Source organism: Deltaproteobacteria bacterium, assembly GCA_011773515.1.
Taxonomy (GTDB): Bacteria; Desulfobacterota; Deferrimicrobia; order J040; family J040; genus WVXK01.
In genome coordinates, this window is sequence record WVXK01000056.1 from 30,243 (window position 1) to 33,404 (window position 3,162).

The 3,162-nt window shown below is 55.6% G+C and carries 4 protein-coding genes; 2 read left to right on the forward strand and 2 right to left on the reverse strand.

Going from position 1 to position 3,162, the window contains the following annotated elements; translation table 11 throughout:
- On the forward strand, window positions 1–270 hold a 270-nt coding region (locus GTN70_05620), incomplete at its 5' end, for a hypothetical protein (GenBank protein NIO16462.1).
- A gap of 32 nt (window positions 271–302) precedes the next feature.
- Window positions 303–917, forward strand: a complete 615-nt coding sequence (locus GTN70_05625) for a VWA domain-containing protein (protein ID NIO16463.1) — start codon at window positions 303–305, stop codon at window positions 915–917.
- Window positions 918–1,030: 113 nt separating this feature from the next.
- On the opposite strand, the gene GTN70_05630 is transcribed toward GTN70_05625, so the two are convergent.
- Together GTN70_05630 and GTN70_05635 are read right to left on the reverse strand one after the other, a co-directional pair.
- Window positions 1,031–1,231: a hypothetical protein gene (locus GTN70_05630; GenBank protein ID NIO16464.1), complete on the reverse strand. Its 201-nt coding sequence runs from the start codon at window positions 1,229–1,231 to the stop codon at window positions 1,031–1,033.
- Between the two features lie 99 nt (window positions 1,232–1,330).
- On the reverse strand, window positions 1,331–3,162 hold a 1,832-nt coding region (locus GTN70_05635), incomplete at its 5' end, for an FtsX-like permease family protein (protein ID NIO16465.1).

Below are 3,162 nucleotides of genomic sequence, written 5' to 3' on the forward strand. Positions count from 1 at the left end.
TTCATCCTCCCCTTCGCCCTCGCCTTCGTTGCCATTCCCCTTGAATCCTTCATTCACTCTTCACGGACCGTAATCGGCGCCCTTGCAGCGGCATTTCTCCGCCTTTTCTCCTTCGCGCTGCGCCTGTTCGGGAACATCGTCCGCTATCTCGGGGAAGCCATCGTAAACGTCTACGATCTCCTCGTTTTCCCGCACCTGTGGGTGGAAAAACTTCTCCGGGAGAGGATGGAGGCCACACAAAAAACCCCGAAAGAGGAGGTTTTCAGATGAAAAGAACGTTCGCGGCACTTCTCACCGCGCTCATCGTACTCGGCGGTGCATGTGCCGACAAAACGAGCCACACGAAGGGTGTCTATATGCTTCTTGACACCTCGGGAACGTACAGGGAAGAGCTGAAAAACGCCCGCTCGATCATCAACTACCTCCTGGGGTCGCTCAACCCGGGGGATTCCCTTGCCGTTGCCCGTATCGACAGCGGAAGCTTCAGCGAAAAAGATATCATCAGGAAAGTAACCTTTGACCGGAGGCCCTCCTTTTCCAACAGCCAGAAGCGCCTCTTCTCCCAGGGCATGGAGAAGTTCATAGCAAAGGCGAAAGGGAGTTCACACACGGATATCACCGGGGGTGTCCTGCAGGCCGTGGAATACCTGAACGAGACGGGAGCGGGGAGGAAGGTGATTCTCATCTTCTCCGACCTGAAGGAGGACCTCGTCAAAGGACATGTCCGGGATTTCCCGATCCAGATGAAGGGTTTCGAAGTCATCGCCCTGAACGTGACGAAGCTTCGAAGCGATAACATCGATCCCCGGGAATACATGGACCGGCTCGACAGATGGGGTAAGAGGGTGGAAGCCGGCGGAGGGGTATGGCGGGTCATCAATGACCTTGAGCGGCTCGACCGGATTTTCAACAGCTGAGGGTTTTGCACCTGTGCTCGACCGTCGACCAGCCGCAGGAGGGGCCATTAATCTTGCACGTGCCCTTTTTCCCGGCCCCTCCTTTTTGTGCCTGAATGGGATACCGGTCCCCGTCAGGGCGCTTCGTATGCAAGAACCCTGATAAGCCCGATCGCCTCGCCGCTTTCCCCCGTCGTGCTCGTATCGCTGACCGATATTACCTTTTTGATGCCATTCTTTTCGATAAAATCGTTCACCTCACCGTCAAGAGCGTCGAGCTCTCTCTTCACGTGGAATATCTTGAGCTGTGAGGTAAAGGTTTTGACTTTCACCATGGAGGACCTCCCGCGAAAAAAAAATGGTTTCTTTTCCCTGATAAGATTCAAACTCCTTTCACCGGTTACGCCTCTTCTCCTGCATGGCCGCCACTGCCCTCATTCGAAGCTTATAAAGGCCTTCGGGTCGACTTTTCTGGCCACCCTGGAGGGAAGGTAGCCCGCGGCAAGGGAGGTGAGAAAGAGGACGACCGTCAGTGCCGACAGGGGCAGAAGGGGTATTTTAAAACTCACCTCCCAACCGAAGGAGAGCCTGTTTATGACGTGGATGATCACCATGCTGATCACCGGTCCCATGATCGTTCCCAGAAAAATCCCCGCAATACCGACGATGCCGGCGGAAAGGACGATCATATCGCGTATCTGGGACAGAGTCCCCCCGAGGTATCTGACGATGGAAAACTCCCGTTTTTTCTCGAGGACCAGGATCAAAAGGGCGTTGACCATGCCGATCAGCGAAACCAGGATCGCTATGAACTCGATGGCATAGGTTATGGTAAAGCTTTTGTTGAAAATGGACAGAATTCGCTCCCGCAGCTCGCGGTTGTTCATGATTTCCAGGGAATAGTCCGCAAGCAGGTCCTTTTTCAGTTTCGCCACAAAGGATGATACATCCTCCCCTTCCCCCAGGTAGAGGCTCACCTGGGTTGCATCGTCCATCCCCCAGAGTTCCCTCAACCATCGCCTGTCGAGGTAGATGAAACCCGACGTGGTCGAATAGCTGATAAAGGTGTTGTTTATGGTGAACCGCTCTTTTCCCTTCGGGGTGTGAAGCTCCAGCACATCCCCCTTCTCGAGGCCGTACCTGACACCGAGGAAATCAGATATCGACACTTCCTTCTCCCTTTCCAGCCTCTCGAGCCGTTTCCTGTCTCCCTCGCCGAAATATTTCCTGTCGCCGAATCGCCTGAGCGTCCGCGTTTCCCCGAAACCGGCAACCACTTTTTTCCCGAAAAGGTCCACGTTCAAGACCCTGAACCTGTCCATGCCCGCAACTTCCGGATAGCTTTTCACCTTTCTCTCCACATCGGCGGAGAGGGGAAAGAAACAGTAGTTCGACACGCAGGATTTCGGTTTTATGTAAACATCGGCGGTTATGTTCCGGTCAATCCAGGCATGCAGCGAACTGCGGAGGGAAAAGATCGATGTCACCAGGGCAAAGACGAGGGCGCTGCTGATGGCCACGCTCATCAGGGCTACGGAAAAGCGGAAAATGCCCCCTCCGATTCCCCCCACGGCAAGCTTCCCCGTCCCTTTGAAGACGCGTGAAACCGCAGGTTTCGCCATGCGCAGCGCGGCGCGGAGGTAGAGGGGGGAAATGAGGGTAAAGCCGAGGATGAAAAAGAGGATTCCCGCGTAAGCCAGGTAAGGAAAATCAAATGGCGGCTTCCCGTAGTCCAGGTAGCACAGAAAGGCACCCCCGAGAATGCAGAGGGAGCCGGCTAAGGAAAACGTTCTCTGATACCCCCGATACCTGACCTCCAGCGAACCCTCCCAGACGGTCTCGTTCGGCCTGATCTTCGACGACTCGTAGGAGGGTATGAGCGATGCTGCCAGGGAAACGGCGCCACCGACGATCAGGGCGCCCAGGGCGTCTTTCCCGGTGAGAAGAAAACCGGCCAGAGAAACACCACCATACATGGTGGACATGGTCCTCTCGACGGCTGCAACGGAAAAATAGGCGAAGAGCTGCCCGAGGACGATCCCGATGAGTGAGCCGGCAAGCCCCAGGATCAGGCCCTGAATGGTAAAGAGCGCCATGACCGTCCTGCGCCCGATTCCGAGCCCCCGCAGGACCCCTATTTCCGTCCTCCTCTTCACGACGGAGACAAAGACCGTGTTGTAGAGCAAAAATATGCCCACCAGAACGGCAATGAGGCTCACGAACAAAAGGTTGTACCGGAAGGATGCCACCACGCCCCGCTGGTTCT

Bases quoted from the DNA above. Each gene is read 5' to 3' on its own strand.
- GTN70_05630 (NIO16464.1), bottom strand. From the start codon at position 1,231: ATGGTGAAAGTCAAAACCTTTACCTCACAGCTCAAGATATTCCACGTG.